Annotated in this window: 18 protein-coding genes; 3 read left to right on the plus strand and 15 right to left on the minus strand. The window is 73.4% G+C overall.

From position 1 onward, the window contains the following. Nucleotides 1-68 precede the first annotated feature (68 nt). From IO39_RS12570 to IO39_RS12580, 3 genes are all read right to left on the minus strand, one after another. A complete protein-coding gene (locus IO39_RS12570) occupies nucleotides 69-3,365 on the minus strand; it encodes a hypothetical protein (protein ID WP_043620771.1) in 3,297 nt (1,098 codons plus the stop codon). 134 nt (nucleotides 3,366-3,499) lie between these two features. Next, nucleotides 3,500-4,759 (minus strand): S8 family peptidase, encoded by a 1,260-nt coding sequence (locus IO39_RS12575; protein ID WP_052422808.1) that lies wholly within the window; start codon nucleotides 4,757-4,759, stop codon nucleotides 3,500-3,502. Next, nucleotides 4,756-5,727, minus strand: a complete 972-nt coding sequence (locus IO39_RS12580) for a hypothetical protein (protein WP_157548246.1) — start codon at nucleotides 5,725-5,727, stop codon at nucleotides 4,756-4,758. Before IO39_RS12580 ends, IO39_RS12575 begins: the two co-directional genes overlap by 4 nt. Before the next feature lie 451 nt (nucleotides 5,728-6,178). Between IO39_RS12580 and IO39_RS12585 the strand changes: the two genes are divergently transcribed. Continuing rightward, nucleotides 6,179-9,247, plus strand: a complete 3,069-nt coding sequence (locus tag IO39_RS12585; protein ID WP_043620777.1) for a S8 family serine peptidase — start codon at nucleotides 6,179-6,181, stop codon at nucleotides 9,245-9,247. A 44-nt stretch (nucleotides 9,248-9,291) separates the two neighbouring features. On the opposite strand, the gene IO39_RS12590 is transcribed toward IO39_RS12585, so the two are convergent. The 9 genes from IO39_RS12590 to IO39_RS12625 all read right to left on the minus strand — a co-directional run bounded on the left by IO39_RS12590 (nucleotide 9,292) and on the right by IO39_RS12625 (nucleotide 16,066). Further along, a complete protein-coding gene (locus IO39_RS12590; protein ID WP_043620779.1) occupies nucleotides 9,292-9,843 on the minus strand; it encodes a TetR/AcrR family transcriptional regulator in 552 nt (183 codons plus the stop codon). 26 nt (nucleotides 9,844-9,869) lie between these two features. Continuing rightward, entirely contained in the window at nucleotides 9,870-10,718 is an 849-nt protein-coding gene (locus tag IO39_RS12595; RefSeq protein WP_245641936.1) for an alpha/beta fold hydrolase, read from the minus strand. Between the two features lie 269 nt (nucleotides 10,719-10,987). Then, nucleotides 10,988-11,788, minus strand: a complete 801-nt coding sequence (locus tag IO39_RS12600; protein WP_052422809.1) for a hypothetical protein — start codon at nucleotides 11,786-11,788, stop codon at nucleotides 10,988-10,990. Between the two features lie 277 nt (nucleotides 11,789-12,065). Continuing rightward, nucleotides 12,066-13,190 carry a methyltransferase domain-containing protein gene (locus IO39_RS12605; protein ID WP_052422810.1) on the minus strand — a complete coding sequence of 375 codons (1,125 nt, stop codon included), beginning with the start codon at nucleotides 13,188-13,190 and terminating at the stop codon, nucleotides 12,066-12,068. After that, a complete protein-coding gene (locus IO39_RS56020; RefSeq protein WP_169789058.1) occupies nucleotides 13,187-13,330 on the minus strand; it encodes a hypothetical protein in 144 nt (47 codons plus the stop codon). The genes IO39_RS12605 and IO39_RS56020 overlap by 4 nt, the downstream gene beginning before the upstream one ends. Before the next feature lie 322 nt (nucleotides 13,331-13,652). Beyond that, nucleotides 13,653-13,994, minus strand: a complete 342-nt coding sequence (locus tag IO39_RS12610) for a hypothetical protein (protein WP_157548248.1) — start codon at nucleotides 13,992-13,994, stop codon at nucleotides 13,653-13,655. 97 nt (nucleotides 13,995-14,091) lie between these two features. After that, a complete protein-coding gene (locus tag IO39_RS12615) occupies nucleotides 14,092-14,283 on the minus strand; it encodes a hypothetical protein (protein ID WP_157548250.1) in 192 nt (63 codons plus the stop codon). 244 nt (nucleotides 14,284-14,527) lie between these two features. Beyond that, on the minus strand, nucleotides 14,528-14,800 hold the full coding sequence (locus IO39_RS12620) for a hypothetical protein (RefSeq protein ID WP_157548252.1): 273 nt from the start codon (nucleotides 14,798-14,800) through the stop codon (nucleotides 14,528-14,530). A 60-nt stretch (nucleotides 14,801-14,860) separates the two neighbouring features. Continuing rightward, nucleotides 14,861-16,066: a helix-turn-helix domain-containing protein gene (locus tag IO39_RS12625; RefSeq protein WP_052422811.1), complete on the minus strand. Its 1,206-nt coding sequence runs from the start codon at nucleotides 16,064-16,066 to the stop codon at nucleotides 14,861-14,863. 61 nt (nucleotides 16,067-16,127) lie between these two features. Between IO39_RS12625 and IO39_RS52515 the strand changes: the two genes are divergently transcribed. Beyond that, nucleotides 16,128-16,364 (plus strand): putative quinol monooxygenase, encoded by a 237-nt coding sequence (locus IO39_RS52515; RefSeq protein ID WP_245641937.1) that lies wholly within the window; start codon nucleotides 16,128-16,130, stop codon nucleotides 16,362-16,364. 240 nt (nucleotides 16,365-16,604) lie between these two features. Here IO39_RS52515 and IO39_RS12635 read toward each other — a convergent pair whose 3' ends face one another. Further along, nucleotides 16,605-17,768, minus strand: coding sequence for an acyl-CoA dehydrogenase family protein (locus IO39_RS12635; protein ID WP_043620802.1), 1,164 nt, complete (start codon nucleotides 17,766-17,768; stop codon nucleotides 16,605-16,607). Nucleotides 17,769-17,893: 125 nt separating this feature from the next. Here IO39_RS12635 and IO39_RS12640 point away from each other — a divergent pair, with 125 nt between their 5' ends. After that, nucleotides 17,894-19,207, plus strand: coding sequence for a UDP-glucose dehydrogenase family protein (locus tag IO39_RS12640; RefSeq protein WP_043620805.1), 1,314 nt, complete (start codon nucleotides 17,894-17,896; stop codon nucleotides 19,205-19,207). Between the two features lie 67 nt (nucleotides 19,208-19,274). Here IO39_RS12640 and purE read toward each other — a convergent pair whose 3' ends face one another. Both purE and IO39_RS12650 read right to left on the minus strand, forming a co-directional pair. Further along, nucleotides 19,275-19,751, minus strand: coding sequence for a 5-(carboxyamino)imidazole ribonucleotide mutase (gene purE, locus IO39_RS12645; RefSeq protein ID WP_052422835.1), 477 nt, complete (start codon nucleotides 19,749-19,751; stop codon nucleotides 19,275-19,277). Nucleotides 19,752-19,857: 106 nt separating this feature from the next. Continuing rightward, nucleotides 19,858-21,006: a 5-(carboxyamino)imidazole ribonucleotide synthase gene (locus tag IO39_RS12650; protein ID WP_043620810.1), complete on the minus strand. Its 1,149-nt coding sequence runs from the start codon at nucleotides 21,004-21,006 to the stop codon at nucleotides 19,858-19,860. Nucleotides 21,007-21,195: the final 189 nt, after the last annotated feature.

The raw sequence follows: 21,195 nt of genomic DNA on the forward strand, positions 1-21,195 counted from the left end.
ATACCCGCTTTATGCTGATATCTGACAATTTCCTGAACTGCCAGTGAAGGGCCGCCGAACCTCCCGCGTCACTCCTCGGCCGTCCTGACCCGCAGCGCCTGGTGGGCCGCCTCGGGGAAGCCGCTCGTACGGACCCGGCGCAGCAGCTCCCGCCACGGCTCCGCCCATCCGGAGCGGGGCCCGCACGACGCGGCGAGCGCCGTGGCGAGCAGCGCGCCCGTCTCGCCCTCGCCCGCCAGCCACCGCGCGTGCGGCAGCACGTGCTCGGCGGGCGTCTCCTCCGCCGACTCCGCGAGCAGCCGGCCCGCCTCCACGGCGGCCAGCACCCCGGGGACGCTCCGCGCCAGCCGGGCCAGCACCTCGCGCGGCGACCGCCAGTCCACGGTGGCGGCCAGCAGCTCAGCCGCCAGGTCCCCGGGCAGGCGCCCGGCCACCTCCGGCACGAGCGCCGCCATCGCCTCCGGCTCCTGGCCGTGCGTCTCCCGCAGCGCCAGCACGACGCCGGCGAGCCGCTGGGCGGCCGGCCGGTCGCGCTCCCGGCCGGCGTCCGGCTCGCCGGGGGCCGCGGCGAGCACGTCGACGACCCGCCGCAGCTCCGCCCGCCCGAACCCCGAACCTGCCCCCTCGACCAGCCCCAGCGCGGCGTCCCCCCACGTCGCGCTCTCGCCGAGGTCGCAGACGATCTCGGCCAGCCGGGACACGGCCCGCGGCGCGTACGCCACCCAGTGGGGCAACGCCCGGACGGCGGCCTGCCGGGTCTCCCGGTCCCCGGCCCGCGTCGCGGCGACGACCAGCTCCCCGTACGCCGCCCGCGCCCCCTCCGGCACGTCCAGGGGGCTCTTCCTCAGCACCGGCGCAGCCACGTCGCCGCCCTCCGCCACCGCCTCCCGCAGCAGCTCCCAGGCCGCGGGCTCGCCGAGCAGCGCCGGCATCGACGCGGCCACCGCCACGCGCACGTCCTTGTGCTGCCCCTCCTGCTCCCACAGGCTCCGCAGCCGGGCCATCGCGCCGGGCGCGCGGTGCCGGGCCAGCAGCCGGACGGCCTCCTTGCGCGCGGTGACCTTGCCGCCCGCCAGCACCGGCTCCAGCGCCGCCACCAGCTCGTCCGGGCGCACGAACCCGGCCGCCCGCGCCGCCGCGTACACCGCCACGTGGGCGTCGTCCCCGCTCGCGTAGGAGAGCAGGTCGGCCAGCACGTCCTGCGGCCGGGCCGTCCACGGCAGCGCGGTCAGCGCCGCCCGCCGCAGCAGCGCCTCATCCCGGTCCAGGTACGGCCACAACCGCTCGGCCTCGATCCCGGGCACCTCGCCCAGCTCCCGCACGGCCAGCGCCCGCTCGTACGCGGGCAGCCCGCCGTTGCGTGCGGCCCCCTCCAGCAGCCGCGCGTACGCCGCCCGCTGCCGGGGCGTCCACCGCCGCACGGCCTCGCGGCCGGCGCGCGGCACCTTCCGCACGCCGCCCTTGGCGAAGCGCCCCACCGGCTCCCGGCTGCCGAGCACGACGTCGAGCAGGTCCGTACGCTCCCACGCCAGCACCCCGAACACCGCCGGAACCGTCACCACGGACGGGTCCGACTCCAGCAGCCGCGCCACCCGCTCGTCCCGCGTGCGCGACGGCCCGAGCCACAGCTCGATCGCCCGCACCGCGTCGTCGTCGCGGACGGCGCCGAGCCCGCGCTCCAGCGCCCGCTGCAGCTCGGGCAGGTCGTGCCCGCGCCGGTCGAGCGCGTCGGCGAGCAGGAAGGCCAGCCGGTGCCGGTCGAGGTCGGCCTCCGCCTCCAGGTACGGCGCCAGCCTGCGCACCAGCCCGGCCTCCTGGCCGCGCCGCAGCACGTGGGTGAGGGGGCCGAGCGAGACCGTCCCCGTGTGATCCGCCAGCCGCTCGAAGGTCCGCAGCGCGCACTCCAGCAGGGCCGCGTCGTCCTGCCGCGCGCCCTGCTCGAAGACGCGGGCGGCCAGGCGGGCCAGCCGGTAGCGGGTGGAGTGGGAGCAGTCCCTGGCGGCGGTCGCGTCCTCGGCCAGCCGGTCGAGGAAGGGCGCGTGCCCGGCGCGGAAGAGCCGGGTGGGCAGCCCGGCCAGCGCCTCGACGGCGGCCTGGCGCACCGGGTCCTGCTCGTTGCGCAGCCGCCCGAGCGCGCCGGTCAGCCGGGTCAGGACGGCGGGATCGCGGCTGCGCCCGGCGCAGGCGATCAGTTGCCTGTAGCCGTGGGCGCGGTCGAGCGCGTCGGAGCGGCGGGTGGCGGCACGCAGGACGGGCTCGGCCTCGTCGTACGGCAGGAAGGCGGTGACCTCCAGCGTGCGCCGCGGCGACTCGGCGACGGCGCGCAGCCCGAGCATGCGGCGGGCCTCGGCGACCCGGCGGCGTAGCGGCAGGACGTTCAGCAGGCGCTCGGAGTGGATCGCCCGGGACAGGTCGGCGCCCCGCATGACCTCGGTGAACAGCGCGTCCCTGCGGCCGGGCGGCACCGCGAGCAGCAGGTCGGCCACGGCCTGCTCGTCGTCGCGCACCGCCCGGCCCACCTCGCCCAGCCGGGCGTCGGTGAGCGCGGCCAGCCGCCGCCGCACCGACCGCCGCCGCAGGAGGGTCCTGAGCTCTGCCTGCCGTCCCGGGGCCAGGTAGAGGGCGAGGGTACGCGCCGGGTCGGCGTCCAGGAGCAGGCCCGCGCACCGCCGGACCGCGGGCGTCCAGAAGCGTTCGAGCAGCGCGATCACCCGCTCGGGCGCCTGCCCGGCGATGACCTCGACACCGGGCGCGAACGCCTGCCACCATCCCCGCCGCAGGTAGCGCGGCGACTCGGCGAGCACCGTCTCGACGTGGCCGAGCACGACCATCGGGTGCCGCTTGGCCAGGGACTTCCAGTTCGGCACCGCGTGCCCGAGCGCGGCCAGCCTGGCGGCGACCGCCCCGGCCCCGCAGGCCGGCAGCAGGCCGGCCGCCTCCTCGTCGCCCCACCGCGCCCGCACCTCGTCGATCAGCCGCTCGGCCAGCTCGCGCCGGCCGGTCCGCCTGATGGCGTGGTAGACGACCCTGCGCTGCTGCGCGGGCGCCGTGCGGACGATCTCGGCGACGGCGTCGTCGGGGGCGCCGAGCCTCATCGCGTGGAGGGTCGCGTACCGGGCGACCTCGGGGTCGGGGTCGGACATCGCGCGGGTCAGGTGCCCGAGGTCGCGCGCCGCCGTGGCCAGCAGCACCGCGAGGACGCGTTCGTACTGCCCGAGCCGGGCCAGGCCCGCCAGCAGCTCCGCCGGCTCGGGCCGCCCGGCCCGTTCCCGCGCGTAGCCGGCCAGGCGACGGCACCGCCGGACGTGCGACAGCGGCTCGACCTCGTCGAGCAGTTCCGCCGGCGTGGGCGTGTTCGACCGCATTGACGCTCCGTTCGTCTAGGTGTGCCGGGTCCCGCCTGGTTCGCCAGGGGCCCCGATAGGCGTGCCGGGTTCCGCCAGGTGTGCCGTGTTTCTCTAGGCGTGCCGGGTTCTGCGACGTCCGCCGCCGCCCCCGCTCACCCGCCGCCGCGCGGGGCAGGCCCCCGGGCGCGGGGGCGGCGCAGCAGCAGCGCCGCGCCGAACAGGAAGGCCAGCCCCACCGCCACCGCCGTGCCGCCGATGCCCACGTACACCATGTCGATCGGCGGGTTCCTGGTCGGCGGGGCGACAGGGCCGTCGCCGAAGTACTTCTCCCCCTTGTACGGCGCCGCCTCGGCCTCGGCGTCCCCGGCCGCGCCGGCCGCCTTCACCGCCGCCGCCGCGTCGATCAGCCCGAAGCCGAGGAACACGTTGTAGCCGGACGGCGGCTTCCTGGCGGTCCGCACCAGGATGTCGCGCACCTGCCGCGGCGTCAGCTCCGGGTTGCGCGACAACATCAGCGCCACGGTGCCCGCCGCGAGCGCGCAGGCGGGCGAGGTGCCGTTCGCCAGGCGGTGGCCGCCGCGGTTGTCGGCGGCGTAGATGCCCACGCCGGGCGCGGCGATCGTGGTGTACGTATGCACCTGGGAGAACGTCGCCCGCGCCCCGTCCGGCCCCATCGCCGCCACCGCGATCACCCCGGGGTGCGCCGCCGGGTAGGAGACGACGTTGTTCGCGTCCACCTCCAGCGGGTCGGTGGAGCCGCCGTTGCCGGCGCTGGCCAGCAGGACCGCGCCCTTGCCGAGGGCGTAGTCGACGGCCGCCGCGGTGTCCTCCTCGTAGCCGTCGCCGAAGCCCCACTCGTCGGTGCCCAGGGACATGGAGATGACCTGGGCGCCCTGGTCGGCGGCGTACCGGATGCCCTTGGCCAGCGCGGTGGCCGCCTTGAGGCTCTCCTCGTCCTCGGCGGTCGGGCCGGCCTTGGCGGCGGCCTCGGCCCGCTTGCGCGCCGGGTCCTCGTCGTCCCAGATCACCCGTACGGAGAGCACCTTCGCCTGCGGGGCGACCCGCAGCACGCTGGAGGCCATCGCGGTGCCGTGATCGCCCCAGTACGACTGGCCCGGCCTGGCTCCCCCGCCGATGAAGTCGGGCCCGGTGGTCACGCGGCCCTTGAACTCCGGGTGGTCGCGCACGACGCCGGTGTCCAGGACCGCGACGGTGACGCCCTTGCCCTGCCCGAGCCGCTGCGCCGCGGGCACCCTCATCACCTGCTGCTCCCAGCCCTTCGGAGCCGACGTGACCTGCCGGTTCCCATCGCGAGGGGACGCGGCGACGGCCGGGGCGGCGGATACGGACGCGGATGCGACCAGGGCGGCGGCCACCACGGCCGCGCACGCGCCCGTCAGCCCGCGGATCACGGCCCCACCTTCCGGTTCTCGGCGTACACCCGGGTGGCCAGGCTCTTGGCCAGCCCTTCCGCCGTGTACGCCCACGCCTCGCGGTCCTCCTGCTGGTGGTAGACCCGCCGGCCCCACGGCTCGGGCAGCCGCCCCGGCCTGCGCCCGTCCGCCGGTCCCGCGGTCACCGCCACGAACAGGGGCGCGTCCCCGACCGTCCAGCCGCCGTTGCCGGTGCGCGCGGAGTCGTTCCACCGGGTGCCGGGGGCGGCGAGCGCGCGCACCGCGTGGTCCGGCCGGTCCTGCGCCTCGCGGACGACGTCCGGCAGGTCGGTGCGGGGCACATCCCCGTCGCGGAAGGCGATCAGGGCCACGGTGGCGGCGGTGCCTCCGGTGTCGTCCACGTACGTGGCGCGCATGGCCGCCACGCACCCCCGCTCGGCCACCGCCCGGGCCAGCGCGCCGGAGAGCGCCTTCTGGCAGGAGGTGTCGGTGGAGATCGCCGCCCTGGTCCAGCCGCGCTCGTCGTTCGGGGCGGAGTAGGGCTTCTCGGGCCGCTGCCGGCCGAGCCGCGGCGGGAACAGCGTCTCGACGGGCACGTTGCGCCACAACTGCCGGGAGTACTCCGGGTTGTGGATCTCCTGCCGGCTGTTCTTGTACGCGTGCGCGACCAGCGCGCCACCGCCGACCACGGCCAGCAGCCCGAACCCCCCGACGACCAGCCCGAGCAGCACCCGCCACGCGCTGCGCGGCGGCCGCCCGGGCGGCTGCGCCTGCTGGGGCTGGTAGGGCTGCTGGTACTGCTGCCCGTACGGAGGCGGCCCGCCCTGCGGGACCGGCGCGTACGGTTGCCCAGGCGGGTGCGGTTGCCCAGGCGGGTGCGGTTGCCCAGGCGGGTGCGGTTGCCCAGGCGCGTACGGGTGGGGGTGCCCGGCGGGCGGCTGAGGGGGATGGAACCCCGGCCCGGAGCCGGACGGGGGATACATCATCGTCTCTCCTGTCGTGCGAGCCTGCCGATCAGGGTCCGAAGCACGTTTCCGTTTGACCCCATCTGATCGTTTTTGCGCGCTCTGACCTTATCGGCCCACCACGCACCACGGGCCCCACCCCGGACACCGGGTCAGATGCCACCGTGCCGCGCGATCCGCGGCAGCCTGCGCCGAACCTCCGCCTCATCCTCGAAGTCCCACTGCTCCCCGCCAGGGGGCCCTCCGCACGCCGCGCGCTTTGGCGTGAAACAGACCCCAAAAGCCCGACATTCGCCTTTACGTGAGCAGAAAACTGAAATTAGGCGCACTCGTCGTCGCCGCCCTCTCCGCCATGACGGCGCTCGCCGCCCACCCGGCGACCGCCTCGCCCCCGGCCTCTCCGTCACCTCCGGCCTCTCCGTCACCCCCGGCCTCTCCGGCTCCCCCAGGAGGCCCCGGCCGGGCGAACGCGGTGACCCTGATCACCGGGGACCGGGTCCTGGTCACCGGCCGTTCCCATTGGGTGGAGCCGGGCCCGGGCAGGGAGGTGAGCTTCACCAGCCGGGTACGCGACGGGCACCTGCACGTGATCCCGTCCGACGCCCTGCCCCTGATCGCCCAGGGCGCGCTGGACCCGCGGCTGTTCGACGTGACCCAGCTCCTGGAATGGCACTACGGCGACGCCGACAGACCGGACATCCCCGTCATCTCCCAGGCCGAGCAGGGGCAGCCGCCCGCGCCGGCCGACGCCGTGGGCGTGCGGGCGATGGCCGGCCTCGGGATGAGCGCGGCCCGCGTCCCGAAGGCCGGCGCGACCCGGGCGTGGAAGGAGCTGACCGGCGGCGGGGCCCGGGCGCTCGCGGCGGGGCGGACGAAGTTGTGGCTGGACGGGCGCAGGTCGTACGCGCTGGACGAGAGCGTCAGGCAGATCGGCGCGCCGCAGGCGTGGCAGCAGGGGCTGACCGGGGCGGGCGTCACCGTCGCGGTGCTCGACTCCGGCTATGACGCCGGCCATCCCGGCCTCAAGGACGCGGTGGCGCACGAGCGGAACTTCAGCGAAGAGCCCGACATGCACGACAACCATGGTCACGGCACCCATGTCGCCTCGATCGTGGCGGGCCGGGACGAGAAGTACCGGGGCGTGGCGCCGGAGGCGAGGCTGGCCATCGGCAAGGTCGGCGGCATGCGCGGCATAACCGAGTCGGCGGCCCTGGCGGGCATGGAGTGGGCCGCCGTGGAGCTCGGGGCCAAGGCCGTCAACATGAGCTTCGGCGCCCCGGACGGCCCCGAGGTGGACCCTCTGGAGCAGGCGGTGGAGACGCTGTCGGAGCGTACCGGCACGTTGTTCGTCGTGGCGGCGGGCAACGAGGGCCGCAGCGGCACCGTGGGCAGCCCGGGCAGCGCCGACGCCGCGCTGACCGTGGGGGCGGTGGACAAGAAGGGCGCGCTCGCGCACTTCTCCAGCCGCGGCCCCCGGGCGCACGACCACGCGATCAAGCCCGACGTCACCGCGCCCGGCGTGGACATCATGGCGGCGGAGGCGGGCACCGGGGCGTACACGACGATGAGCGGCACCTCGATGGCCGCCCCGCACGTCGTCGGCGCCGCGGCCATCCTCGCCCAGCGTCATCCCGGCTGGACGGGATCCCGGCTCAAGGCCGCGCTGATCGGCAGTGCCATCCCCGCCGAGGGCGCGACGCCGTACCAGCAGGGCGCCGGCCTCATCGACCTGCCGCGCACGCTGGCGCAGCCGGTCGTCGCCCGCCAGTCCAGCGTGTGGGCCGTCTTCCCCTGGGGCGGCGACGGCGAGCCCGTGGCCACCAGGACGATCACGTACGAGAACACCGGCGACACCCCGGTCACCCTCGCCCTGTCGGCGGAGGGCGAGGTCCTGAAGCCGGCGGCCGACCGGCTCGACGTCCCGGCCGGAGGCGAGGCGTCCGTCACCCTCACGATCGACGCCCGCGGCAGGACGCCGGGCGACTACCCGGGCATGATCACCGCGACCTCCGGCGGGCAGGCGATCCGCACGCCGGCCGGCGCGTACGTCGAGCCCGAGTCCTACGACGTCACCGTCACCACGATCGGCAGGCAGGGCCGGCCGGTCGCCCCCATGGCGAGCGAGGTCTATGACGCGAAGACCGGCGAGAGCCGTTTCGTGCCCTTCATCGGCGCGACGGCCAAACTCCGGCTGCCCGAGGGCGAGTGGCACCTGCACGTCTCCATCCGGGAGAGAAACGGTGCGGAGTCCTCGGAGACGACCGCCGTGCAGCCGCTGACCGTCGACGGGGCCGACCGGGAGCTCACCGTGGACGCCCGGCAGGGCCGGCCGACCGCGGTCTCCATCGACGACCCGGACGCCGCGATCAGGCCGGTCAGCCAGTACGGGCTGGTGCACGGAGCCTGGTACGTCTGGGGCTTCCAGGGCGGGATCGACGTGAACGGCGAGCTGTTCGTCATTCCCGCCGACGTGCCCGGCCTGAGCTACACCCTGGGCACGACCTGGACGAGCCGGGCCGCCGGCCGGCACCCGTACGTCTACAACCTGGCCATGCACCACACCGGCGGCCTCCCCGCGAACCCCGTCTACCACGCCAGGCGCCGGGACCTGGCCGAGATCACCACCACCTACCGGGCGACCGGCACGCAGCCCACCGGCCGGCCCTTGATCGGACTGGTGTTCCACGACCTTCCCGGCACCTCCCTGTGGCCCGTGCTCGACGAGATCGCGCTGCCGGGCACGCTCGTCCAGTACCGCACGCCCGGCCTGACGTTCGAGAGCGGCCTGAAGACCGGGCCGGCCCTGCTGATGGGCGAGGCGAAGGTGGCCAGGCGCGGCCACACCACCGAGGTCTGGAACGCCGCCGTGACCGGCCCGTCGTTCTCCCTGCCGGCGGGCAGCCGCACCGGCGACCGGCTCACCTTCTCCGGGGCCGGCCTGTTCGCCGACGGCGCCCGGGGCCGGAGCGGCTCGGACGGCGCCGCCACCGGCACGGCCACCCTCGCCCTGAACGGCAAGCCCCTCGCCACGGCCCAACTGGCCGGGTGCATGCTCCCCGACCTCGCACGAACCTGCGAGCTCCGTGCCGACGTTCCCGCCGGACCGGGCGACTACACGCTCACCGCGTCGGCCGCCCGGCAGTCGGAGCTGTCCACGAAGGTGCACTCGGAGTGGACGTTCCGCTCCGCCTCGGCCCCGAAGGCCCGGCCGCTGCCGTTGATGGCCGTCCGCTTCGCCCCTCAAGGGCTGGACGACCACAACCGCGCCAGGCCGGGCACCGTGACCCGCGTGCCCCTGTGGATCGAGCACAACCCCGGCTCGGCCCCGAAGCCCGCCCTCCGCTCGGTCCGCCTGGAACTGTCGTACGACGACGGCACAACCTGGCGCCGTGTCCCCGTCACGCGCGCCGGCGAGTCTGACGGGCTGGCCCGGATCCCGAACCCGCCCTCGACCGGATACGTCTCGCTGCGCGCCACGGCCACCGACTCGGCGGGCGCGGAGGTGAAGCAGACGATCCTCCGGACCTACGCCGTCAAGTGATGAGGTGAAGCAGACGACCGTCCGGGCCGCGAGCGGCCTGGTGATCAGTCCGTGCCCAGCCCGGAGGTCAGCATGTCGATCAGCAGGTCGTAGCTCTCGTCCAGCTTCTCGGGCAGCCCGAACGCGCCCTCCGCCTCCAGCACCGAGAACCCGTGCATCGCCGCGCGCAGGCAGCGGGCCGCGTGGATCGCCCCGGAATCGCCCAGGCCGTACGCCCGCAGCGCCGCCAGGACGATGCCGAGCAGCCGGGACCCCGCCTCGGCCAGGCCCGGATGCGGGACCTGCAGCATGGCCGAGTAGCGGCGCGGGTGGCGCACGACGTACGTGCGCCAGCTCCGCATCAGCGCCCGGACCGCCTCGTCACCCGACCGCCCGAGGACCGCCGCGCCCGCCTCGTCGGCCAGCTCGTTCATGATCCGGATGGAGACGAGCTCCCGCAGCTCGGCGAGGTTGCGCACGTGCTTGTAGAGGGACGGTGTGGCCACGCCCGCCCGGCCGGCCACCGCCGAGAGGGTCAGCCCTCGCTCCCCCTCGTCATCGACGAGCCCCAACGCGATCTCGACCACCGCGTCCCGGGACAGGGCCGCCCTTGCCATCAATGTCTCCGCCTCCCCGTCTCGTCTCAGCCCTTGAGGAAGCCGAGGATGGCCCGGGCGACCTCGGCCGGGTACTGCGCGTGCGGGTAGTGCCCGGCCCCCTCGATCACGGCGACGCTCCCCACGCCGGGCGCCATGCCGGCGACGATCCCGTTCGCCTCGGCCACGGGGTCGGCCCAGTCGGGGTCCTGCGCGCCCATCACGATCAGGACGGGGCTCCGGACGCCGGACAGGCGCTCACCGGCGTCGATGGGCGCCGACTGCCCCATCGTGGCGACCACGGCCATCCGGCCCGGCCGCCGCAGATCGGCTTCGAGCGCGGCGACGTACGGGTCGTAGTCGGCGGGCTTGACGCCGGGGTAGGCGACGTCGAGGTAGCTCTTCCACAGGCCCACGCTCTTGAACAGCGCGGCGCCCATGAGCCGCAGCATCCCTCTCCGGTGCGACGCGTTGCGCAGCAGCCCGCCCACGTCGACCTTCTGCGCCCGCGTGAACGGCCCCAGCTCGACGACAGCGCTGATCAGCTCGGGGTGCCGCGCCGCCACGATGGTCGCGGCCCCGCCGGAGAACGAGTGCCCCACGACGACGGCCGGCCCGCCCAGGTGCCGGACGAGCGCGGCGATGTCACCGGCGACGTCCGTCCGCGTGTACGAGGGCCACTCGGCGCTCGACTCGCCATGCCCCCGGATGTCCAGGGCGGCGACCCGGTACCCGGCCTCGACCAGCAGCGGCGTCAGGTGGCGAAACGCCTTGCGACCATCACCCATGCCGTGGGCCAGCACGATCAGCGGCCCTTCCCCCGCCACTTCGTACGCGAGCTGCCCACCGTCGACAGTCAGGAACTCGGTCATCTTCGCCTCCAGGCTCACCTTCATAGCTAGAAGGCTAATACCATTAGCCAACCGCGTCAAGCAGCCTCCCGTCCGCCCAAGCCAGGAGAGGCCGTCACGCCGGGAATCCGGCAGGTGGGAGAGCCGGACGGAGCTAGGCGTGCAGGACCTTGGTCACGCAGCGGCGGAGAGCGGAAAGGTCGGCCCCCGCCGGGCTCAGGAGCCGGCGCGACAGGTTCTCCTCGTGACGCGGCAGCCCCGGAAGAATCTGCTCGGTCCCGGCTCGTCCAGGGGCCGGCCCAGCACTTCCTCAGCTAGTCAGGATCGGTTGGCCAGCCAGGCGGTGCCGCGGCGGCGGCGTCCTGCCAGACAGGCACACCACCCGGCAGGGGCCAGGCTCGCGTGCGCTCACGTTCGCTGGGAACAGAGGCGTACACGTCGGCGAAATGTCGCCGTCGAGCTCGGGCGCCACTGTCCACACCGGCCCGGCGGTCGTGTTCCAGTTGATCCGCGATGACGGAATCTTGCCGCATCGCGTGCGTGATCTCCTCATCGATCCGTCCGGGCGAGGGAGCGAGGTAGAGGCTGATCATGGGTGGGATGAGCCTTTCAGCAAGAGCCGCGGCCAGGCGGGCGTGCCCGTCCAGCAGCAGCCGGCCGTCCAGGCCGCTGATCCACCACAGCAGCAGCGGCGGCAGCAGCCCTTCCTGGGCGAGCTTGCGGTAAGCCTTCACTCTGCCCTCGTCAACGGCAGGCAGCCGGCGCATCGGCAGCACACCCTGCCAGCCTTCGAGCCAGTCCAGGTACCCGACTGGATCAGCGTCAGCGACCTCGCTCCGCCAGACGGACTCTGGCCACGGTGGCCGCCATGGACGCAGGCTCCACCAGCCGGCGTGCAACGGTCCTGGCGCGCCGGCCAGCCAGGATGCGTACCGGTGTGGCCACGACGGCGCCGTCCGCGCTGACACCGCGGTGATCGGCGGCAGCACCGGGACGGCCCCAGGCAGCCGCAGATAGTGCACGCCGTACTTCCAGCGCGCCACCTGGGCCAGCAAGAGCGGCCGCGTCTCCTGCCACACCCAGAACCGGCTCGGACCAGCGACCTCGATCCGCATTCGCGGAAGTGCAGGCTCGGTCACGCTCAGCCTCAGGCCTCCGCCCGGCAGTTCGTCTCTGCGCACCCCTGCAAACTAACGTGACATCAAGGAAGGAAACGCCAGGCTTCCACCGCCCTCGTGACGAGCCGCTACCTTCGACTCGGGCTCGTGGTGGTCGCGGTGCCAGCTGCAGGAGCGCGCCTTCGTCGCCACCGGATATGACGACTTGGACCTCATTCGTCGGGTTCCCAGCGGAACGCCCCGCCTGCCCTCTGGCCGGCGGGGCGTCGTCGGGTCAGGCCCGCAGCACCCGGCCGGGCGTGTCGAGCCAGAGCGACTGGCCGTCCGGCGTGACCGTCAGGCCGAACCGGTCGTGGTCGGGCTCTCCCCAGGACGCCCACTGGAAGTAGGCGTCGCACAGCTCGTCCCACACCGGCCGGTCTCCCACCTGGTGGACCGTGTGGTCCCGCTCGCCGTCCTGGTGGACGGCCGCCGCCCAGTGGCCCGGGTCGGCCGGATCGTAGACGTACACCACGTACCGGTCTTCCTCCCGGCCCACGTGAGCGTTCAGCCCGGTCAGCGCCGACATGGCCAGGTCCGCCCCGGCGGGGGCGCGCCCGATCACGCGCGGGTGCACCCGCGACGGGGAGGTCCGGCCGCCGCCGTCGTCCGGGACGGCGGGCGGCCGCTGCGACCGCATCCACATATAAGAGGCGAAGCCCGGGAACCGGCCCACGGCGGTCCCGTCGGGCAGCACCCGCAGCCGCGCCACGAACCGCTCGCCGACGCCCGGCGCGAACGGCGTCACGATGACCGCCCCCGGCCGGGCCTGCGCCACCAGCGCGTACGGCACACGCCGTAGACCACAGGTGACGTGCACCCGGTCGTACGGCGCCCCGTCCGGGCAGCCGAGCGCGCCGTCGCCCACCAGCAGGACCGGCGAGCACCCGATCGCGGCGAGGTTCTTCGCCGCCTGCCCGGCGACCGCCGCGTCCACCTCGACGGAGGTCACCCGGCCGTGGCCGCCGACCAGGTGGGAGATGAGCGCCGCCGTCCAGCCGGTGCCCGTCCCCACCTCCAGGACGTGGTCCCCGGGTTCGGGGTCCAGCAGCCGCAGCAGCTCGGCGACCGTGGCCGGCGCCGAGGAGGAGGACGTGTAGTCCCCCTTCCCGGCCCGGAGGTCGGTGGCCCCGTCGTCGAGCTGCGTGACGATCGCCTGGCGGGAGTAGACGGCCCGCCACCAGGCGTCCGGGTCGTCGTCCAGGTCGATGACGTACGGCTCGCCCTCGGTGGCCAGCGCCACCCCGGGAACGAACCGGTGCCGCGGTACCGCCCGGAAGGCGTCCACGACCCAGCCCGGGTTGCCGAGCCCGGCGACGTACTCGGCCAGGCCCTCAACGAGCCCGCCCTGGTCCCTCACTTGCCGCCTTCCTTGGGCTTGCCGCCTTCCTTGGGCTTGCCGTGCTGCCCCTGCGACTCCTGGTTGTGGTCGGGCGTGCCGGGCTCGGGCTGGAGCGGCTTGGTCTTCGGGCTGCCGGGGTCTTCGTGCTTGCCACCCATGCGGGTCTTCCTCTCGGAATGTGCGGACAGGAAAGAGGGGTGAGACCCGGCAGAGACCGGCCACGACCGGCCCGCCGGGGGTTCTTGGGAGCCCGGCGCCATGCCGGCTCGCAGAGCGGCACCTGCACGAACTCCATCGTTCTCCTCCGGTCGGTGGGGGCCACCCCCGGAGTGCGTACCGGCCCGGTCGGTGAGAGTGCCGCCCCCGGAGTGCGTACTGGCTCGGTCGCAGCGGCGCCAGGACGGGACGCGAGTCCTGCGGCGCGATCCGAGCCCTCCAGGGGCGGCCCCGGCCCCGGCGCGCTGTCAAGCGCCGGGCCGTTCAGGCGACCTCGCCGCCGCCGAGAGCCTCGCGGGCCAGGTCCGGATAGCGGGCCACCAGGTCGCGGAGCCGCTGCCTGTCGTCGTCCGTCCCGGCCCTCCACCGCCGGGCAAGCTCCTCGATCCCGCCCGCCTCCCGGACCGCGGCCTCCAAACCCCGCCTCAGGGCCTCCGGGTCGCAACCGGCATCCAGCGCCTGCCGATGCAACAGCCGGATGTCCCGCACGGTGACCGGCTCCTTGTGGTCGATCCAGGACGGGTCATAACCGCTCTGCTCAGGCACGTACCGCTCCACCTGCTGTTCGCCATGCCCGGCGCGGGCATGCGGTGCTGTCGTCGTCATCCGCTCCACCCCTCCACGGCCAGGCGCAGCCTCGCCCCGCATCCGAAACCCAGGGGGTTGTGGGGGCTGCGGCCCGGCCTGGGCCCGCCGGGGCCGGTCATCGTTCACGCCCCATCAGCCCCAGCTCCAGAAGCGCCCAGCCAAGGTCAACCGCGTCGTCCGGCGCGAGCCGCACGATGTGCGTCCCGCCGAGACCGACGTGCACCTCGGGCCTGTCATCGTCCAGGGCCTGCAGAAGGTCGGCCCACACCGTCTTCGCCTGCCTCAGGGGCCTGTCCAGGGGAACCACGGACACAATGCCGTGATGCTGCTCATGCTCGATGTGCGTCGAGGTGCACCACGGTGGGCACTTCCCGGTCCGTCCGGCGGTCATGGCGCGCCGCCCATCAACCGGATGGCAATGCCTCCGCAGCAGCGGTGCGCACTCGCCTGCGCCGTCCACTCGAAGAACGGGCGCAGCGCGGTGACCAGCCAGGCGGGGGCCTGCGGCGTGGCGGCGGTCCCGTGTCCACGGTGGCCGACCTCGCGCCTGCTCATGGGCCGACCTCGCGAAGTACGGTGACGATCACGTCGGCGGCCACGGAAGCGTCCCTGATGGGCCCCAGCACCGGCCCCCACGTCCAGCGGAAGAGGTCCCCACGGGCGGCCACCATCCCGTTCAGACCAGGGTCAGACGGGTTGGCGACGCGCAGGTACGGGTTCTCCCTGGTGCCACGAATCTCGGATTCCCAGCCGCGTTCGGCGAGCTCGGCGCGTAGCCGATCCAGGTGCTCTCGGGCGCTGAGAGCGGCCGTGTCGGTCTCCATGACCACAGACTGTATGCAGACCGTCACGGAGAAATTCCGCTGGAGCGGAATCCCGTGGACTTAGTGCGGAATCCCCAGGCGCGCGGCCATGCCCCGCAATTCGCGACCCACAGCCCCGGCCCGGGACTGCTCCAGCATCACTGCCACGGTATTCGCCACCCGGGGATCGTTGCGGATCTTGTGTGGTGCGACGGTCTCGGCCCTGCGCAACCACTGGACTGCCTGCTCGCGCTTGCGAGGATCCCGGGCAAGGCCCCTACCGACGTCGGCGAGGAACGCGGAGTGCCGCCCGCGCCTGCCCGCCAGCCTCGTTTCGTCGACGCCCCGGGCCAGATCAAGTACGGCCCCGCCGCTCTCGCCACGCTCAACCGCCAGCGCGACGCGCCACACACCGACGTTCGTGGCGCTGAACGCGCCCCAGTTCTCTCCTGGGGTGTCGGGCACCCGACTGGCCAGCGCTTCGGATTCGTCAAGCCAGTGACCTGCCCGGGACGTGTTGGCCGCGACGGTGGCCGAGAGTGCGGCGGCCAGCGTGAGCATGCCGAGAACAGGTACGGACGAGGTTTCCACGTGGGGTTCCAGTGCGTCAGCCGCCGCCTCGGCCACGTTGAGCCGGGCACGCCACGACGTGGTGGGCATCGTGTGGATACGGAGGGACGCGGCCTTCCCAAGGCTCACGGGGTCGTCCAGAACACCCGCGACCTCCATGGCGCGCATGGCCGCGATGTGCGCCAGATCGGCATACCCGAGGTCCTTGCAGATGAACGTCGCGGTCTGGAATGTCTCGATCAGAGTCTGCAGGGCCAGCCGGTGTGCTCGCTCGTCTGCCGGTGCCGAGACGTGCACGTGGAGTTCGTCGATGAGCGCGGGCAGGACGTCCCCGGCTTCCCTGAACTTGTACGTGCTGCGGTCCAACCGCACCGCCTGGGCCACGAGGTCAGGCAACGCTCGCGCCCCGTCGGCCGCCGGCGCGGTCAGCGTGTTCGTGATCAGGGCTTCCCGGATGCGGGGAATGGCCGCGTGTGGCTCCGCCTGCACGGGGTCTGCGGTCAGGTGTGGGCCGCCAACGATGTCCGTTTCGGACACCCGCAGGGCGGTCGCGAGGTTCGCAATGTAGGAGCGCCGGTCGAGCGCCTTCATACCGCGCTCGATGTCGGACAGGTGGGTCTTGGACATGCCTGCCTGGCCGGAGAGTTCGACCAAGCTCATGCCTCGCCAGCGTCGCAGAATCCGCAGGCGGGCCCCGATGGCAGTCTCGTCGTACATCAGCCCGGCACCTCCTGAAGCGTCGACACCCTCAGGCTACGGTGCTGGGCTTTTGCCGTGCATGAGAAAAGCCAGGCACGAGCCGGGAACGATCGTGTACGCCTCACACCGGGTGGACGGTCAGCCGCTCCAGCGCATCTTCTACGAGCTGTACCGGGACCGCGATGCCTTCGACGCCCACGAGCAGACCGAGCAGTCCCGGCGCTTCCTGCGGCCCGTGAAGAGCTGCCGGCCTCGGTGGAGGTCGGCCGGCTGGAACTGCGGCACAGAAGCCGAAACCTCCTCGGTAAAACGCTGATCCGCGCCGTTCCGGCTGACGAGGCGGCGCCAGCGGGGTTTGAGCTGGGGGTTTGGGCGGCCGCGCCCCCCAATGTCACAGCCCGAACCCCACGCGCGAAGCGCCCCACGAGAGGACCTTGCCAGTGGAGCTGGGGGTTGGGGGCCGCGCCCCCCCCCCAATGTCACTGCCTGAGCTTCCGTGCGCGAAGCGCCCCCTTCGCGATGACCACGCAGTTAGCCCCCGAACCCCATCGGGCTCCTACTTGAGGAGCTGCCTGGCCATGACCATGCGCTGGATCTGGTTGGTGCCCTCGTAGATCTGGGTGATCTTGGCGTCGCGCATCATGCGTTCGACCGGGAAGTCCTTTGTGTAGCCGTACCCGCCCAGCAGCTGCACCGCGTCCGTGGTGATCTCCATGGCGGCGTCCGAGGCGGCGCACTTGGCGGCGCTGGACAGGAAGGTCAGGTCCTTCTGGGGCTCGCCCGCCATCGCGCGCTCCGACTTCGCCGCCGCGTGGTACGTGAGCTGCCGCGCCGCCTCCAGCTTCATCGACATGTCGGCGATCATGAACTGCAGGCCCTGGAAGTCGGCGATCGGGCGGCCGAACTGCTTGCGTTCCTTCACGTAGCCGATCGCGAAGTCCAGTGCCCCCTGCGCGATGCCCAGGGCCTGGGCGGCGATGGTGATGCGGGTGTGGTCGAGGGTGGCCAGGGCCGTCTTGAAGCCGGTGCCGGGGGCGCCGACCATGCGGTCGGCGGGGATGCGTACGTTGTCCAGGATGACCTGGCGGGTGGGCGAGCCCTTGATGCCGAGCTTCTTCTCCTTCGGCCCGAAGGAGACGCCTTCGTCCGACTTCTCCACGACGAACGCCGAGATGCCCCGCGCGCCGGCCGACGGGTCGGTCACGGCCATCAGAGTGTAGTACTCGGAGACGCCGGCGTTGGTGATCCACATCTTGGTGCCGTTGAGCACGTACGAGTCCCCGTCGGCGACCGCGCGCGTCTTCATGGCCGCCGCGTCCGAGCCCGCCTCCGGCTCCGACAGCGCGTACGAGAACATCGCCTCCCCCCGCGCCACCGGCGCCAGGTAGCGGGACTTGAGCTCCTCGGAGGCGGAGAGCAGCAGCGGGACGGTGCCGAGCTTGTTGACGGCGGGGATGAGGGAGGACGACGCGCAGGCGCGGGCCACCTCCTCGATGACGATGACCGTGGCCAGCGCGTCGGCCCCGGCGCCGCCGTACTGCTCGGGCACGTGCACGGCGTGCAGGTCCGCCGCGACGAGCGCCTTGTAGACGTCCCAGGAGAACTCCTCGGTCTCGTCGATCTCGGCGGCGTGCGGTGCGATCTTCTCGTCGGCCAGGGCGCGGACCGTCTCCCTGAGCATGTCGTGCTCTTCGGCGGGCGCGTACAGAGGGAAGCTCATGCCTCAGATACTAGGACGTCCGACCATCTTGTTACCAGCCGGTACGGTTTGCGCGGAGATGCAGGTGGCACGTAGGAGGTAGCGGGGGCCGGTAGCATGCCTGCGCGATCGAAAGGAGCTCACTCGTGCCATATCGCGTCACGGTGATCGGGACCGGCTACCTCGGGATCACTCATGCGGCGTGCATGGCGGATCTCGGGTACGAGGTCCTGGGCCTGGATGTCGACGCTGACAAGATCCGCCGGCTCAACTCCGGCGAGCTCCCGATCCACGAACCCGGCCTCGAACCCGTGCTCCGCCGCGGTCTGGAGTCCGGCCGGCTCCGCTTCACCACCTCCTACGAGGAGGTCGCCGCCTTCGGCGACGTGCACTTCGTCTGCGTGGGCACGCCGCAGAAACGCGGCGAGTACGCCGCGGACACCACCTACCTCGACAACGCCGTCGAGTTCCTCGCCCCGCTCCTCGATCGCGAGTGCCTCGTCGTGGGCAAGTCCACCGTCCCGGTCGGCACGGCCGAGCGGCTGGCGGACAAGCTGGCCCGCCTCGCCCCGGCCGGCAGCCAGGCCGAGCTGGCCTGGAACCCCGAGTTCCTGCGGGAGGGCTTCGCCGTCGAGGACACCCTGCACCCCGACCGCATCGTGCTGGGCGTGCGCAGCGAGCGGGCGGAGAAGAGGCTGCGCGAGGTGTACGAACCGCTCGGCGAGGTGCCGATCGTGGTGACCGACTTCGCCACCGCCGAGCTGGTCAAGACGGCCGCCAACGCGTTCCTGGCCACCAAGATCTCCTTCATCAACGCCATGGCCGAGGTCTGCGAGGCCGCCCACGCCGACGTCGGGCTGCTGTCGGAGGCCCTGTCGTACGACGACCGCATCGGCGGCCGTTACCTCAACGCCGGCCTCGGGTTCGGCGGCGGCTGCCTGCCCAAGGACATCCGGGCGTTCATGGCCCGGGCCGGCGAGCTGGGGGCCGACCAGGCGCTGACGTTCCTGCGCGAGGTGGACGCCATCAACATGCGGCGCCGGGCCCGCATGGTCGACCTGGCCAGAGAGCTGGCCGGCGGCTCCTTCCACGGCTGCACCGTGGGCGTGCTGGGGGCGGCGTTCAAGCCGAACTCCGACGACATCCGCGACTCCCCCGCGCTCGCCGTCGCCGTCACGATCGGGCACCAGGGCGGGCAGGTCACCGTCTACGACCCCATCGCCCTCGACAACGCCCGCAAGGCCCATCCCGAGCTGAACTACGGCGAGTCGGCCGTCGAGGCGGTTCGGGGAGCCCACGTGGTGCTGCTGCTCACCGAGTGGCAGGAGTTCGTGCAGCTCGACCCGGTGGAGCTGGGGGCGGTGGTGGCCGCCCGGCGGATCGTGGACGGGCGCAACGCGCTCAACGCCGGGATGTGGCGCTCGGCGGGCTGGCACTACCGCGCCCTCGGCCGCCCCTGACCCCGTAAGACCTCACGGCCGCCCCCGGACGCAGGTCACGGAGGCGGCCGGAAGGCGTCAGCAGCCGTCAGAGCTCGGCGGCCTCGGCGCGGAGCTTCTCGCCCTTGGCGTACGCCTGCGCCTTCAGCCGCGCCTGGAACTCCTCCATCCGCTCCCGCAGCCCGTCGTCGGCGGTGGCCAGGATGCGCACGGCCAGCAGCCCCGCGTTGCGCGCCCCGCCGACCGCGACCGTGGCGACCGGCACCCCGGCCGGCATCTGGACGATCGACAGCAGGGAGTCCATCCCGTCGAGGTATTTCAGCGGCACCGGCACCCCGATCACCGGCAGCGGTGTGACGGAGGCCAGCATCCCGGGCAGGTGCGCGGCCCCGCCGGCGCCGGCGATGATCACCTTGACGCCGCGGGAGGCCGCCTGCCGGCCGTATTCGATCATCTCGTCCGGCATGCGGTGCGCCGACACGACGTCGGCCTCGAACGGCACCCCGAACTCGGCGACCGCCTCCGCGGCGGCCTTCATGACCGGCCAGTCGGAGTCGCTGCCCATGACGATCCCGACGGTCACGACGCCTCCCCGGTCATGGTCACGACGGCTCCAAGCCGCCGGCCGGCGTCCGGCCGGATCGGCAGCGCGGAGATCGGGCGGCGCTCTTTCACGTGTACTCCCCCGTGGTGAGGTAGACGGCGGCGTGACGGGCGCGGGCGCGGACCTCGTCGAGGTTGGAGCCCATGGCCGTCACGTGGCCGATCTTACGGCCGGGGCGCACTTCCTTGCCGTAGAAGTGCAGCTTGATGCCGGGGTCGTGGGCCATCACGTGCTCGTAGCGCTTGAACAGGTCGGGCTCGTCGCCGCCGAGCAGGTTGGCCATGACCACGTGCTGGGCGGTCATCCTGGGCGAGCCCAGCGGCAGGTCCAGGACGGCCCGCAGGTGCTGCTCGAACTGCGAGGTGGTGGCGCCCTCGATCGTCCAGTGGCCGCTGTTGTGGGGGCGCATGGCCAGCTCGTTGACCACGAGCCCCTGCGCGGTCTGGAACATCTCCACCGCCAGCAGCCCGGTCACCCCCAGCTCGTTGGCGATCTTCAGGGCGATGCGCTGGGCCTGCGCGGACTCCTCCTGGTCGAGGCCGGGCGCGGGGGCGATCACCTCGACGCAGATGCCGTCCTGCTGCACGGTCTCCACGACGGGGTAGCTCACGCCCTGCCCGTGCGGCGAGCGGGCGACCAGCACCGCCAGCTCCCGCTCGAACGGCACGAACGCCTCCACCATGAGCTCCAGCCCGGACGCGAGCACCTCGGCCGCGTCTTCCGGCGCCCGGCACACCCACACGCCGCGCCCGTCGTAGCCGCCGCGCACCGCCTTCAGCACCACCGGCCAGCCGTGCTCGTCGGCGAAGCGCGCGAGGTCGGCGAGGGACGACACGCGGGCCCAGGCGGGGCAGGGCGCGCCGATCGCGGTCAGCCGCTCGCGCATGACGGCCTTGTCCTGGGCGTGTACGAGCGCGTCGGCGCCAGGGTGCACCACGTAGCCGTTGGCGGCCAGGGACCGGATGTGCTCGGTGGGCACGTGCTCGTGGTCGAACGTGATCACGGCGCAGCCCTTGGCGAACTCCCGGAGGTCACCGAGGTCGCGATAGTCCCCGACGCGCGTGTCGACGATGACCCTGGCCGCGCTCTCCGCGGGGTCGTTGGCGAGCACCCGCAGCTCGATGCCGAGCGCGATGGCGGCCGGCTGCGACATCCTGGCGAGCTGACCGGCGCCGACGATGCCGACGACCGGACCGATGGGGCTGTAAGAACTCACGCCAGGTGAGCTTACCGGGACGGACCGACTTCCCCCGACGCGACCCCGCACGCCACGGCACCCGGCCCGCGCCCGGCCCGGGGCGCGCCCGGCACCCGATCCGGCGTGCAGCGGTGTGCGGTCCGGCGTGCGATGCGACGGCAGCGGCGGGCGGCGTGGCGCCGCCGGCCCGCTTATACCCCACTTAAG

It is taken from the genome of Nonomuraea candida, assembly GCF_000725485.1.
GTDB lineage: Bacteria > Actinomycetota > Actinomycetes > Streptosporangiales > Streptosporangiaceae > Nonomuraea > Nonomuraea candida.